The 270-nt window shown below is 59.3% G+C and carries 1 protein-coding gene; it reads right to left on the reverse strand.

Annotated features, from left to right (window positions below):
- A partial coding sequence (locus BMI79_RS23930) for a hypothetical protein (RefSeq protein WP_158069139.1) occupies positions 1–270 on the reverse strand: 270 nt, incomplete at both ends.

The following is a 270-nucleotide window of genomic DNA, read 5'->3' on the forward strand; positions in this document are numbered from 1 at the left end:
GCCCATCGGCGCGCTCCCCCGGGATAACGCCGTAGAAGGTCAGTTCGCCACCGTTCAGCGCCAGATTGCCCACCTCTTCGGTGCTGGTCGTTCCGCCAGTCCCCACGGTGGTATGACTTCCCGCATTGAGCGCCAGCGTTGCCTGCGTTAACGCCGCGGTGTTGGTGCCGAACAGGTCAAACAGGGTGTTTTGTAAATTCACGTTACCGACAAAGCTGTTGCCTACCGCCGCGCCAAAGTTGAACGCCGCGTTTGTGGTATTGACGTTAA

The sequence above is a fragment of the Serratia oryzae genome (assembly GCF_001976145.1).
In the GTDB taxonomy this organism is placed as follows: Bacteria; Pseudomonadota; Gammaproteobacteria; order Enterobacterales; family Enterobacteriaceae; genus Chania; species Chania oryzae.